Below are 10,666 nucleotides of genomic sequence, written 5' to 3' on the forward strand. Positions count from 1 at the left end.
AATCGGTGCAAAAATCATCAAATCACAAACCACTAAAGATTTGGCTACAAAAGGAATGGCTGGAGTAATTTCAGCTAAAAAAGATGCTGAAGCAACCTTCCAGGACATGAGGGAAAACGCTGAAGACATCGTTTACGATGCGTCTGCAGAAAATCAACAGGAAATCTATGTTGAGAAAAAAGAATAGTTTTAAAACTATTCTGAACTTTTTTTTATTTAACTTGAGTGTCTTTTATTCAATATTTAATTCTTTTTTAAAAAAGGTAATACTTTTTTTAGTTTATTTTCAAATTAGTAATACTAATTTTAGATTTAGTAGTAATTTTTAAATACTTTGTTTTTATAATTATTAATTGTAATATCTTTTAATTTAATAGTATTACTAATCTAATAATTTTTTAAGTTTTAGTAATACTCATTGCGATATTACTTTAATTTAAATTTAAAAGTAATTTTTGATGAGGAATATGATATGGATAAAAAGTATATTATAGGAGTAATTGTGGCTGTTATCGCAATTATCGGTGTCGGTGCTTTTGCTTTAGGTGGAGGGCACACAGAACATGCAGCTAATGAATTAGTTGCTTGTGTTGCTGCTCACGGTGAAGAACCTGAATTTGGTTTCGACCCAATGCATGGTTGGGGATACCACGATTCCGGAACTGAACCGCTTATTCAAAGTACAATTCTTAAAAGAGACAAAGATAATAATTTTGTAAATGACTTAGCAACAGATTATGACATTTCTAGTGACTTCAAAAAGTACACTGTAACTATTCGTGATGATGTTAACTTCACTGATGGTTCTAAATTAACTGCAAACGATGTTGCATTTTCATATAATAAATCTAAAGAATTAGGTGAAGGTGCAGATTTAAGTTCCCTTAAAGAAGTTAAAGCAGATGGAAACAAAGTAGTATTCACACTTGAAAAACCAGATTCCACATTTATCAACAAATTAACTGATGTGGGAATCGTTCCTGAAGCTAATTATAATGAAGACTCATACGGTCAAAACCCAATCGGTTCTGGACCATATAAATTAGCTCAATGGGATAAAGGACAACAATTCATCTTAGAGAAAAACCCAGACTACTATGGAAAAGAACCATGCTTCGACAAAATAACCAACCTCTTCCTTGATCCTGATGCAGCATTTGCAGCAGTTAAAAACGGAGATGTGGACATTGCTGAAGTGCCTGTAGCATACGCTAATGAAACCGTAGACGGATACCACATGGAATACTTCGATTCTATTGATGTACGTGGTATTTCCTTACCAACTCAAATGGATGAAGGTAAATTAAGCGAAGACAATATTACTATCGGTAACAATGTAACTGGTGACCCAGCTATTAGGGAAGCATTAACTGTCGGTATTGATAGACAAGCATTATTAGATGGTGCATTAAACGGATACGGTGATGTAAATTACAATGGTGTAGCTGACCAATTAGGTTGGTCCTTTGAAACCGACTATAAAGATGGTGATGTTGATAAAGCTAAATCCGTTCTTGCAGCTGCTGGATGGAACGATACTGACAATGATGGAATTGTAGATAAAGATGGTCAAAAAGCTTCATTCTCTATCTACTATAACTCTGCAGCATCAGAAAGACAAGCAATTGCTGTAGCTGTTGCAGAACAAGCTAAAGAAATCGGTATTGAAATTGAACCAGTAGGTGGAAGTTGGGATGACATTGACCCTGTAAAATACAGTCAAGGAGTAGTATGGGGATTCGGTTCTGCTGACCCTATGGAAATTGAACACCAATATGATTCAAGAGTGGCTGCTGTCGGCTATGACAACCCAGGTGCTCTTAATGATACTGCAGTTGATTCATTAATCGATGCTGCTATGGCTCAAGAAACTAACTCTTCATATGCTACCTGGTCCCAAGCAGCTCAACAAGCTACCTCCCACAATCCATTCTTATGGATTGGAACCATGGACTACACTTACTTTGTAAGTGATGACTTAGACATTTCCAATAGTACTCACCTCATCTACCCACACGGTGGAGATATCTGGGGTAACATCTACGATTGGAACCGTATTAATGAAACCGCAACAGAATAAATGATTTATTTTTAATAAATCATTTTCTTTTTCTTTTTTTTTTAAATAAATTCATATGAGATGATTAAAATTAACAATAAAAAATTAGCTAAATTTTTAGGTTTAAAAGCCATCAGATTACTAATTTTATTAATTGTTATTGCAGCAATCAGTTTTATAATGATACAATTGTCTCCAATTGATCCTGTTAAAGCTTATCTTGGTCAAAGAATAGTTAGTCAAGAGCAATTGGCGATTATGGGTAACTATTGGGGAACAAATCTGTCCTTAGGTGAAAGGGTCATGGGTTGGCTTTCAACTTTGGCTTCTGGAAGCATGGGATTTTCATTAATTTATAGAGTTCCTGTAACTGAGGTAATTGTTCAAAAATTCACCTCTTCCCTCACTCTTATGGTTGTGTCCTGGATAATCTCTGGAGTTGTAGGTTTTGGTTTAGGGGTTATTGCAGGTGCAAAAGAAGGAAGTTGGATAGATAAAGCTATTAAAACTTATTGTTACATATTACAATCCACTCCTACCTTTTGGATAGGATTAGTGCTCTTAATGGTTTTCTCAGTATATTTAGGTTGGTTCCCTATTGGACTTTCAGTTCCTATAGGACAATTATCTGATTCCGTGACATTTTGGCAATGGTTATACAGGTTAATATTGCCTGCTATCACATTAAGTATCGTTGGAATAGCTTCTCTTACTATGTACACTAGAGATAAGCTTATTAGTGTTAAAAAAAGCGATTATTTCTTGTTTGCACAAGCAAGAGGTGAAAGTTTTTGGGGAATAATTAAAAATCACGGAATAAGAAACATTTTGCTTCCGGCAATTACAATTCAATTCTTGTCATTCAATGAATTATTTGGTGGAACAATCCTTGTTGAACAAGTATTTGCGTATCCTGGAATAGGTCAAGCGACTGTTGCTGCAGGATTAAGATCTGATGTTCCTTTATTGTTAGGTATTGTTATTGTCAGCACCATTTTTGTATTTGTAGGAAATCTTATAGCAGATATGATTTATGAGTATGTCGACCCAAGATTGAGGAGTGATGAGGATGAATAAGACTCCATGGTACAATAAAGGTTTGTTTAGTTCACTAAATCTTAGGCAAAAAACACTTTTAACCATAGCACTCACAGCATTGGTCTTATTAGTTATTTTCATTAGCGGAACGATGATTAATGTTAATTTGCCTACTGATTTTGCTACAAGAATGAAACCTCCATCCTTTGAGCATCTCTTCGGTACTGATTGGATGGGCAGGGACATGTTTTTAAGGACCATCAAAGGTTTGAGTTTAAGTATTGTTATTGGGATAGGAGCATCCGTAATCTCCAGCATTATCGCAACAATTTTAGCATTTGTTGCTAGTATGAATAAGTACCTTGATTCATTTGTGTCCTGGTTAATTGATCTGTTCGCATCAATACCTCATATCCTATTGATCATGATGATTTCCATTGCATTAGGTAAAGGGGCATTTGGTGTAATAATAGCAGTTGCATTTTCACATTGGGTTAACCTGACAAGAGTATTGAGGGCTGAAGTACTGCAGATTAACACATCTGAGTTTGTTGCGTTGTCTGGCAAATTTGGTAAAAGTAAATTATGGATTGCAAAAGAGCATATTTTGCCTTTGGTATTATCTCAAATATTTGTTGGAACCTTGCTTGTATTCCCACATGCAATCATGCATGAGTCAAGTGTAACATTTTTAGGATTTGGTTTGTCTCCACATGAACCTGCAATCGGTATCATATTGGCTGAATCAATGTCTTATCTTGCAATGGGTGCATGGTGGTTAGCATTCTTCCCAGGTATCGCATTGCTGATTGTAGTATTGCTGTTCGATATCATAGGAGATAATTTAAAACGATTGTTTGACCCTTCACAGGCGAATAACTAATGGGTGATTTTATGGAAAAGTTATTAGAAGTAAATAATTTGTCAATATCTTTTACACAATATGTTCAGGGATTAAACAGGCATGAGTCAAAGGTAATATCTGATTTGACAATTGATATCGGTGAAGGTGAAATCGTAGCAATTTTAGGTTCTAGTGGTTCAGGTAAAAGTCTTTTGGCTCACTCAATATTAGGAATTTTGCCGTATAACTCTAATGTAACTGGTGAAATTAAATATGAGGGTCAAGTTTTAGACCAAAAGCTGAAAGAAGATTTAAGGGGTGATGAAATTTGTTTAATTCCTCAATCAGTAAATTTCCTTGATCCTCTTATGAAAGTGTCTGAACAAGCTATTGGGGAGTGTAAAAACGAAAAGGAACACGATGAGAAAAAATTAAGGCAAAGGGAGATTTTTAGCAAATATGGATTGGATGAAAGTGTGGATGATATGTATCCATTTGAGTTGTCCGGTGGAATGGCTCGTAAGGTATTGTTGTCTACCGCATTGGTTGGCGATCCTAAATTGTTAATTGCTGATGAGCCAACTCCTGGTCTTGATAGTCAAAGCGTTAAGGAAACAATTGAAGACATTAAAAATCTAAGGGAAAACGGTAAGGGAGTATTGTTAATCACTCACGAAATTGATGTTGCTTTAAGAACTGCAGATAGAATTGCGATTTTTTATTCCGGTTATGTAATTGAAATCAACACTGTTGAAAACTTTAAAAATGCTGATAATGTATTGCATCCTTACTCTAAAGCCTTAATTAATTCACTTCCAAAAAATGGTTTTAACTTAACCGAAGGAGTTCAACCATTGGAAGACCTTCCTGGTTGTCCATATTATGAAAACTGTCCTATACGTCTTGATAAATGTGAAAAAACTAAACCTAATCTTATTGAACATGAGGGGGTAATGATTAGATGTTTTAATTTTGAGGGGGCAAATAATGGAGCTTAAAGCGAACAATATCTCATTTTCATATAATAAGAAAAAGGAAATCCTAAAAGATTTTTCCATATCTCTTAAAAGCAATCAAATCATCGGTTTGATGGGGGACAGTGGAAGTGGTAAAAGTACGTTATGTAAGATTATGGCAGGTTACATCTCCAATTATTCTGGAGAGGTAACCATTGATGGCAGTAAAATTCCAAATAAGGATTTTTATCCTGTGCAATTAATCTTTCAGCATCCCGAAAAAACAATGAATCCCAAATGGAAGATGGAAAAGATATTGAATGAGTCATGGACTCCCACTCAAGATTTAAAGGATACTTTTGGTCTTAAGGATAGTTGGCTTTCACGTTGGCCAAGTGAACTTTCTGGTGGGGAATTGCAACGTTTCAGTATATTAAGAGCCATCAATCCAAAAACAAAGTTTGTCATTGCGGATGAAATAAGTACAATGCTTGATGCAGTAACACAAGTGCAAATATGGGAAGCGCTTATCAATCATTGTAAGGCCAATAATATTGGAATACTTGCAGTCAGTCACGACCCTGAGTTGCTGGACGTCATATGTGATGACATATTGTATTTCAATGAGATTAACAACCTCTAAATCCCAATATTTAATATTGGGATTTCTCTCTTTTTTTAATGTTGAATAATTAATTTTATATTTGAATAATGTTTAACTATTACATATGTTAAGTAATGATTCGTCAAATAGTGTTGATTTAATGCTTCAAAACCCTAAAAGAGCATTAATCAGGATGTCAATTCCTTTGATTATTTCATTGCTTATAACTAGTTTTTATAATTTGATAGATGCTGCATGGGTTTCAGGTTTGGGTGCTGATGCTCTTGCGGGGGTGGGGTTTTTCACACCGATATTCATGATTCTTGTTGGTTTTGGAAATGGATTGGGTTCCGGCGCCGCCTTTGCATTATCAAAATATCTTGGTGAGGATGATAAATCAAAAGCGGATAACGCTTCTATTCATTCGATTATTGTTGATGTTGTCGTGTCCATTTTAATAACTGTGATTTTATTGGGCTTGTTAAATCCTATTTTGAATGCGATGGGCGCTGGTCAAACAATCGGTTATGCAATGGATTATGGAGTAATTATTCTTTTAGGGTCAATTTTCATAATCCTTTCCAATGCATTGTATGGCATTTTTCGAGGGGAGGGGGACACCACCCGTCCGATGTATGCAATGATTGCCTCTGCAATTTTAAACATTATTTTGGATCCCATTTTTATTTATAACTTAAACTTGGGTGTGAAAGGCGCTGCTCTTGCGACAATCATTTCATCAATTTTTGTAATAATTATTTTGTTATATTGGTTTTATATTAAAAAAGACACTTATCTAAATCCTACTTTGAGCAATTTGTCTTTTAAAAAGGATATTTCATTTGATATTATAAAAGTTGGCGTTCCGGCAAGCATTCAACTTTTAAACAATGCATTCTTTGCAGCAGTTTTTTCAGCTCTTTTGACTTTTGTCGGTTCAACTGATTCTGTTGCGGTTTATTCGACAGGTTGGAGAATAGTTACAATTGGAACAACTCCTCTGCTTGCTATTGGGACTGCACTGATTTCAGTAATAGCCGCAAATTATGGTGCTAGGAACTATAAGAATATTCAAATTGCCCATAGGTATGCAATGAAAGTGTCAATAGTCATTGCGATTATCGTCATGGTTATAACTAATGTCTTTGCAGGGGATATTGCATCGGTGTTTGCATCCAGCGGCAGCAGTGTAAGAATTGCCTCCGAGCTAACAGGATTTCTTTCATGGATTGTGATATATTATCCAACAATGGCTGTAGGTGTTGCTTCAACTTATGTTTTTCAGGGTGTTGGAAAAGGTTTGACTGCAATGTTTCAAACAATTATGAGGGAAACTGGATTCACAATATTTTTTGCAGTTTTACTTGGTGTTGTTTTAGGTTTTGGCGTGTGGGGTGCTTGGATGGGTATTGTTTTGGGCGAAGTTGTTTCAAATAACATTACTATGTTCTGGGCTGATTGGCACATTAAAAAATTAATGGGGTCTAGGTAGTTTTCATTAATTTTAATTAAAAATCACGTCAATTATTATGATACATTGAAATTTGTTTTCATTTTTTATGATTGTTAATCGGTTTATTTTAACGGTATTATTTTTTTCATGGTGTTGTTGGTATTTAATGTAGGTATGGTGATGGCATTTGGTAGAGTTATATGATCTTTCTAATCAATACGGAGGTATTGTTGGTTTTGCCTGATGGCAACATCATAACTTCCTTATGGAAACCTCTGGTGTCGGTTTCAAGAACAGGTGAATATAAAATTGCTCTCATACCAGTATATGTTCTGTAAAGGACTGGTGTCTTTTCGTCCACGTATTTCCAGACGTTTGAGAATACTCTGTCTTTAGGCTCTGCAAATGCAGCTATCATCAAAATGTCATAATCCAATTTTTCGATTGCATTTTCATCGCCGACCACAATTTCAATATTGTTTTCAAGTCCTAATCTCTTTAGAACCTTTCTGGATAGTTCTGCAACGTCTTCCTGTATTTCGATTCCGATGCATTTGCAGCCGAAGACCTTGTTGAACATTATCAATGTGAGCGGCAATGGGCCTGATCCTAAAAAGACAAATGTCTTGTCCTCATTGAATTTTGCCAATTGGCTTTCATTTTCAATAAGTCCTATATATCTATCATAAAAGTGGAACGAGTCCAATGTTTCAGTTGGATTTTCTGATTCAAGGATTTTCATTGCATTTTCCCTTTCAAGCCTTGCTCCAGTGTATACATAGAATTTCCTAATCAGTTTCAATGCCTTGTTCATTTTCTCATCATCGAGAATGTGCTTTGCGGAATCGAAGTCAATGGTCTTGTCGTGGGCAATGATTTCAACTTCGTCCAAAATCTCGATTATCTCATCAATGTCAACATCATCTATTTTTGAATGGTCGCTTTCCAAGTCTCCATATTCTGATAACTTGTTTGCAATTTCCTCAAGTTTTCCCCAATATTTATAACAGCTCATTTTTATCACATTTCAAATAACAAATTTTATATATTATTTTGTCCTTTAAGTATATTAAAGTTGCTTAAATTAAAAATAAAGTATTACTAAATCTTTAAATTTGATATTAAAAGTATTACTTTTTTTATAGTCCTAAAAAAGTATTACTATTTCTCCATATTTTTCAAAAAAGTAATACTTTTTTAGAAGGTTTTAATATGTGTATTTTGATAAGGAAATTGGAAAATGATGTGGAACAGATTAAAAATCTTCAGAAATTTCTCTTTGGTCAAATTGAAAAAGAATTTGGCTATGGGTATGTTCCAGCATATCACAAGGACATCAAAAACTTAAATTCTTATTATATTGAACCTGAGAAAAACATTTTTCTAATTGCTATTGATGAATATTCCGGAGAAATCATTGGAACAATAGGTCTTAGGGCTTACGATAAGAATTTTGATGAATTTGAAGGAATATATTCAAGTAATTCCACTGCAAGCATCTGGAGGCTGTTTGTAGATGAGAAGTACAGGCGATGTGGAATAGCATCTAAGCTCTTTTACCTGGTTGAAGCGTTTGCATTTGAAAACCATTTCGCTGAAATATATCTCCATACTCATAAGACATTGGATGGAGCATTGGATTTCTGGAAAAAGATGGGCTTTAGAATCACTCTTGATACTCATAAAGAGTTGCAGACGGTTCATATGGAAAAGAATATTTCACGGGATATCTTTTCAACAAGTTTGTCTGGGAATGTGGATGATTATGTAATTTTGATATAATTTAAGTAGTATTATTTTACAAAAAAGTATTACTTAAAATTTTATTTTATTCACGTTTGTTCCAGTAAAAATAATATTTCAGTTCAGTTTATTTTGTTAAACGATTTCATTACTTTTTATTCATGGAAAACATTGTTTAGAATTTTTATTTTACAATATGGTTGATTTTGAATTTTTTTAAGAGTATTAATTGACTCATGAATTCCTGTCAAATTACTTAATTTTTCAATAATGGGTAGTAAAATAAGATATTTGAGTATACAATGCATTAAATTTATTTGTTAATAATTTAAAGCACTATTCTAAGAGTAATACTTTAATTAACTTTATATGGTTATTACTCTTAACAACTAATTAGATTATCCGAAACACTTGGATGATTTAGATAATTAAAATTATAATATGCATATAACTACTCTATCTTTCAAAAAAAAAAATTTAATTTTAATTATCGATTATATTTACCAATAATATGATATATTCATCAATCGATAGGTCACATAATGTAAATAGCTATAATGTTTATAGCTATTTGCTCTCTCCTCTAATTCTTAAAATTTATCTTATATGATTGTAAATATATTATTGATGAAGCGAACAGCACTAAAAATCGGATATGTCGGAACTAATTTTCACGGATTTCAAAGGCAGCCTGACCTCAGGACAGTTGAAGAGGAGCTAATCTATCACTTGCGCAAGCTGGACTACATTGACGACTTGAAAAAGTCAAGATTCAGGATTGCCGGAAGAACAGATGCGGGAGTCCACAGTCTGGGTAATGTGATCAGCTTCCAGTCAGAAAAGGAGGTTCGCGTGAATGAAATCAACAATTTCCTTCCCGATGATATTCAGATTTTAGCCAGTGCTCCTGTTCGCTATGCATTCAAGCCAAGATACGCCCAGATGAGACAGTATCGTTATATGCTTTTCCAGGATTTGGATGTTGACAAGTTAAGGGAGTGTGCTGAAGTGTTCAATGGAACACATGACTTCACCAATTTCACAAAGCGTTTCCAAAAAACCACCACAAGGACAATTGATGATATCAAGATTTCAAAAGTAGATTTGGACGATTATCACAAGAGGGAGTTCCCTAACCTGCATGATACATTGTCTCCAATATTCGTTGACATCTATGGCGAGTCCTTCCTATGGAACATGGTCCGCAAGATGATGAGGGTGTTTGTGGATGTCGCAATTGGCAAGATGGACTTGGATGAGGTCGAAAGGCTTTTGAATCCTCAAGAGGATGAACCAAGAGCATACATCAAGGTCATGGAACCGGATTATTTGATTCTGATGGACATCCAGTATGACGGAATCAGGTTCAGGTATGACGATTACGCATGCGAAAGGTTCAGGCGCAATCTGGTTGATTCCCTAACCGACCTTCAGAGAAAATACGCAATAAGAGAGTCAATGATAAAAAGCCTAAAAGATTTGCACGAGTTTTGATAATATGGATGAAAAGATTACCTATGAAGACGTAAAGGAATATGAGAACCTTTTTATGTTGGCACCTTCATTTCTGCTTGAAAGATTTGCCCGAAAGAACACAAATTTGGTTTCTAAATTCAAATCCCAAATACAATCCCATTTAAATAATCTGGATGATGTCCAAAGGGCCAAATTGAATGTGATTTTAAACAGTGACGTTGATGAATTGCAGGCCGTGATGGAGGAAGCTTACAAGAAAAGCGGCGTAAAACAGTATAGGGTATTGGCGAATCCAAAGTATAAGGGATTCATTGAAAACAATCTTAATGAGTTGAAAAAAATTATTTAACATTTTTTTGTCTCTTTCAAAAACTTGTGTGATTTGAATTTTCACTAGTTTTTGAGTCTCGAAATTTTTTCGTTCTATTTTTTCTTTATTTTTAATTTAAAAGCAGTAAAATTAATATATAAGGTGGAACTTAAATATTAATAT

The 10,666-nt window shown here is 34.4% G+C and carries 11 protein-coding genes; 10 read left to right on the plus strand and 1 reads right to left on the minus strand.

What is annotated here, in order from left to right:
* The 7 genes from ILA26_RS09545 to ILA26_RS09575 form a co-directional block, all read left to right on the plus strand.
* Positions 1-187 (plus strand): hypothetical protein (locus ILA26_RS09545; RefSeq protein ID WP_292896701.1); only part of this gene is annotated, 187 nt, incomplete at its 5' end.
* Positions 188-472: 285 nt separating this feature from the next.
* Positions 473-2,080, plus strand: coding sequence for an ABC transporter substrate-binding protein (locus ILA26_RS09550; RefSeq protein ID WP_292896702.1), 1,608 nt, complete (start codon positions 473-475; stop codon positions 2,078-2,080).
* Between the two features lie 60 nt (positions 2,081-2,140).
* Positions 2,141-3,136, plus strand: coding sequence for an ABC transporter permease (locus ILA26_RS09555; protein ID WP_292896703.1), 996 nt, complete (start codon positions 2,141-2,143; stop codon positions 3,134-3,136).
* Positions 3,129-3,980, plus strand: coding sequence for an ABC transporter permease (locus ILA26_RS09560; protein ID WP_292896705.1), 852 nt, complete (start codon positions 3,129-3,131; stop codon positions 3,978-3,980). Before ILA26_RS09555 ends, ILA26_RS09560 begins: the two co-directional genes overlap by 8 nt.
* Positions 3,981-3,991: 11 nt before the next feature.
* Positions 3,992-4,939: an ABC transporter ATP-binding protein gene (locus tag ILA26_RS09565; RefSeq protein ID WP_292896707.1), complete on the plus strand. Its 948-nt coding sequence runs from the start codon at positions 3,992-3,994 to the stop codon at positions 4,937-4,939.
* Complete coding sequence (locus ILA26_RS09570; protein ID WP_292896709.1) at positions 4,929-5,540, plus strand: ATP-binding cassette domain-containing protein; 612 nt, start codon at positions 4,929-4,931, stop codon at positions 5,538-5,540. The genes ILA26_RS09565 and ILA26_RS09570 overlap by 11 nt, the downstream gene beginning before the upstream one ends.
* 85 nt (positions 5,541-5,625) lie before the next feature.
* Complete coding sequence (locus ILA26_RS09575; protein WP_292896711.1) at positions 5,626-6,993, plus strand: MATE family efflux transporter; 1,368 nt, start codon at positions 5,626-5,628, stop codon at positions 6,991-6,993.
* A gap of 157 nt (positions 6,994-7,150) precedes the next feature.
* On the opposite strand, the gene ILA26_RS09580 is transcribed toward ILA26_RS09575, so the two are convergent.
* Positions 7,151-7,969, minus strand: a complete 819-nt coding sequence (locus ILA26_RS09580) for a nicotianamine synthase family protein (protein WP_292896713.1) — start codon at positions 7,967-7,969, stop codon at positions 7,151-7,153.
* A 197-nt stretch (positions 7,970-8,166) separates the two neighbouring features.
* Between ILA26_RS09580 and ILA26_RS09585 the strand changes: the two genes are divergently transcribed.
* From ILA26_RS09585 to ILA26_RS09595, 3 genes are all read left to right on the plus strand, one after another.
* A complete protein-coding gene (locus ILA26_RS09585; protein ID WP_292896715.1) occupies positions 8,167-8,736 on the plus strand; it encodes a GNAT family N-acetyltransferase in 570 nt (189 codons plus the stop codon).
* Between the two features lie 588 nt (positions 8,737-9,324).
* Positions 9,325-10,191, plus strand: coding sequence for a tRNA pseudouridine(38-40) synthase TruA (gene truA, locus ILA26_RS09590; protein WP_292896717.1), 867 nt, complete (start codon positions 9,325-9,327; stop codon positions 10,189-10,191).
* Positions 10,192-10,195: 4 nt separating this feature from the next.
* Positions 10,196-10,522 (plus strand): hypothetical protein, encoded by a 327-nt coding sequence (locus ILA26_RS09595; protein ID WP_292896719.1) that lies wholly within the window; start codon positions 10,196-10,198, stop codon positions 10,520-10,522.
* Positions 10,523-10,666 lie beyond the last annotated feature (144 nt).

The organism is Methanobrevibacter sp. (assembly GCF_017940815.1).
Lineage (GTDB): Archaea > Methanobacteriota > Methanobacteria > Methanobacteriales > Methanobacteriaceae > Methanocatella.

Excerpts from the sequence above, each read along its gene's own strand:
- ILA26_RS09550 (WP_292896702.1), top strand. The coding sequence starts at position 473 with ATGGATAAAAAGTATATTATAGGAGTAATTGTGGCTGTTATCGCAATT.
- ILA26_RS09555 (WP_292896703.1), top strand. The coding sequence starts at position 2,141 with ATGATTAAAATTAACAATAAAAAATTAGCTAAATTTTTAGGTTTAAAA.
- ILA26_RS09560 (WP_292896705.1), top strand. The coding sequence starts at position 3,129 with ATGAATAAGACTCCATGGTACAATAAAGGTTTGTTTAGTTCACTAAAT.
- ILA26_RS09565 (WP_292896707.1), top strand. The coding sequence starts at position 3,992 with ATGGAAAAGTTATTAGAAGTAAATAATTTGTCAATATCTTTTACACAA.
- ILA26_RS09570 (WP_292896709.1), top strand. The coding sequence starts at position 4,929 with ATGGAGCTTAAAGCGAACAATATCTCATTTTCATATAATAAGAAAAAG.
- ILA26_RS09575 (WP_292896711.1), top strand. The coding sequence starts at position 5,626 with ATGTTAAGTAATGATTCGTCAAATAGTGTTGATTTAATGCTTCAAAAC.
- ILA26_RS09580 (WP_292896713.1), bottom strand. The coding sequence starts at position 7,969 with ATGAGCTGTTATAAATATTGGGGAAAACTTGAGGAAATTGCAAACAAG.
- ILA26_RS09585 (WP_292896715.1), top strand. The coding sequence starts at position 8,167 with ATGTGTATTTTGATAAGGAAATTGGAAAATGATGTGGAACAGATTAAA.
- truA (WP_292896717.1), top strand. The coding sequence starts at position 9,325 with ATGAAGCGAACAGCACTAAAAATCGGATATGTCGGAACTAATTTTCAC.
- ILA26_RS09595 (WP_292896719.1), top strand. The coding sequence starts at position 10,196 with ATGGATGAAAAGATTACCTATGAAGACGTAAAGGAATATGAGAACCTT.